This is a genomic window from Pseudomonas sp. SIMBA_067 (assembly GCF_046534675.1).
Lineage (GTDB): Bacteria > Pseudomonadota > Gammaproteobacteria > Pseudomonadales > Pseudomonadaceae > Aquipseudomonas > Aquipseudomonas putida.
Genome location: NZ_JAWRYH010000599.1, coordinates 1 through 265 on the forward strand (window position 1 = coordinate 1; position 265 = coordinate 265).

General features: G+C 55.8%; 1 pseudogene. It reads left to right on the plus strand.

The features are described 5' to 3' along the window. Nucleotides 1-32: 32 nt before the first annotated feature. Nucleotides 33-265: pseudogene (locus SB765_RS30495) on the plus strand (hypothetical protein); the annotation flags it as partial.

The following is a 265-nucleotide window of genomic DNA, read 5'->3' on the forward strand; positions in this document are numbered from 1 at the left end:
TTCTCGATATCAACATCCCCTCACTGGATGGCATGCTGCTGGCACAGAATATCCATCAGTTTGCCCATAAGCCACTGATTGTCTTTATTACCGCGTGGAAAGAGCATGCGGTGGAAGCGTTTGAGCTGGAGGCGTTTGACTACATTCTCAAGCCCTATCAGGAGTCGCGGATTGTCACCATGCTGAACAAGCTCGAAGCCACAGCGCAGGCGCAGCAGGCGGTCAGCCATCTCAGCGCCACGCCCGCGCCGCAGACGGTCAACCT